This window comes from Weizmannia acidilactici, assembly GCF_008974185.1.
GTDB classification, from domain to species: Bacteria; Bacillota; Bacilli; order Bacillales; family Bacillaceae_C; genus Weizmannia; species Weizmannia acidilactici.
In genome coordinates this window covers 1-1,519 of record NZ_BKZP01000085.1, presented here as the reverse complement: position 1 = coordinate 1,519, position 1,519 = coordinate 1, and the positions used below count along the sequence as shown (strand labels likewise).

At 40.2% G+C, this 1,519-nt stretch carries 1 pseudogene; it reads left to right on the top strand.

Going from position 1 to position 1,519, the window contains the following annotated elements:
* The first annotated feature begins 253 nt into the window (after nt 1–253).
* A pseudogene (locus tag BpJC4_RS15760) lies at nt 254–1,346 on the top strand (IS110 family RNA-guided transposase).
* Nucleotides 1,347–1,519 lie beyond the last annotated feature (173 nt).

Below are 1,519 nucleotides of genomic sequence, written 5' to 3'. Positions count from 1 at the left end.
AAACATTCATGATCGGTTCGCTCCCAACCCAGGCATGAAAATAGGTTCTTCCTGTCCATAATGGTACAGACACAAACAGTTCATAATACGTGGCTCTTTTTGGTGGTTTGCCCCTGAACTAAAAACTGTTTGAGTGGATTTGGTGTTCAACCCTTTGTTAGCTCTTTCCAATGGAAGGATGACTACGTACAGAAAAATGCTTATTTTCAAATTCACTCACTGTTTGTGATCCTATATTTTATGGAGTGGTTTGATGGAAGTATTGATTGAAAGATGTGCCGGCTTGGATGTGCATTCAGAAACCATTGTAGCTTGTGCCCTGATTGGTTCAAAAGACGATGGGCTAATCAAGGAAACGGAAACTTTCCCTACTATGACCAAAGATTTATTCCGGCTGTTAAAGTGGCTCGAAGACCGTGACATAACGCATATTGCGATGGAGAGTACAGGAGTTTACTGGAAGCCGGTGTTTAACATTTTAGAGGATTTCTTTGATATCACATTGGCAAATGCCCAAAGGATTAAAAACGTGCCGGGAAGAAAAACAGATGTTTCAGACGCTGAATGGATCGCTAAATTACTTCGCTATGGATTAATTGAAAAGAGCTTTGTTCCTCCAGCAGATATTCGGGAACTCCGTTATTTATAACAAGGCTGAGAAAGAAATGGATTGGCCTGTCACTTTTGAGAAGAACAGAATTCAAAAGGTATTGGAATCTTCAAATGTAAAACTAAGCACGGTCATTTCAAATGTGTTTGATGTTTCAGGAAGAAAGCTGCTTAACCGGCTGATTGAAAAGGGTTATGTAGATGTAAAAGATGTTGAAGAAAGGATTCATGGGAGGATGGCTTCTAAAAAGCAGCAGATCTCGGATTCGTTATTTGACACAATAAATGATCATCAGCTTTTTCTGATCCCCAGTCATGGAGTCATATTGAATATTTGGAATGTCTTATTACCGAAATTGAACAAAGAATTGATGTCTTACTGCAGAAATATCAAGAAGAAGTTCAATTACTCCTCACAATACCTGGAATTAAAAAAAGATACTGCCGCAGTTATCATTGCAGAAATTGGTGTGGATATGAGCCGGTTTCCAACCTCGCAACATTTAGCATCTTGGGCGGGGGTGTGTCCGGGGAACAAAGAAAGTGCAGGCAAGCGATATAGTACAAGAACGGTAAAAGGGAGTCCACATATCAAATCAGCCATGTGCGAGGCGGCGTGGGCAGTATCAAGGTGTAGGAATAAATGGTTAGCAGCAAAATATTGGTCATTAGCAGCACGAAGGGGAAAGAAAAAAGCACTCGTTGCCATATCGCATCGAATGCTTCGGATCATTTAATCAACAAGGAGGTTTACAAAGAAAAACAAATTAGCTAGTATAACCAAAATCAAAAAGTATTATACAAAGTTACCTTGCCAGAGGTAGCTCTGCTTTCTTATTGACTTTTTTGGCTACTTTTAGGGTTGCCCGGACTCGCAGGGAAACCCGGGGAGATTTATTTTCACAGAAAA